Genomic DNA, 254 nt, shown 5'->3' with positions numbered 1-254 from the left:
CAAAACCAAGTATGGGTAAGCGATATTACTTATATCCAAAGCAAGGTTGGCTGTATCTTACGGTGATTATCGACTTATTTAACAGAAAGGTTGTAGGATGGTCTTTAAGTGATAACCTGACTACAGATGTAAAGGCATGGAATATGGCCATTAAAAGCACAACGCTGACTCAGCCCTTGATATTCCATTCGGATAGAGGGATACAGTATGCCAGTCATAGGTTCACTTCCATAATTAAAAGCTTTAATGGTTTG

General features: G+C 38.6%; 1 pseudogene. It reads left to right on the top strand.

The annotated features are described in order from the left end of the window. Positions 1–254, top strand: a pseudogene (locus HC176_RS19560) (transposase); the annotation flags it as partial.

The sequence above is a fragment of the Tamlana crocina genome, assembly GCF_012037625.1.
This window is presented reverse-complemented; position numbering and strand designations above follow the sequence as displayed.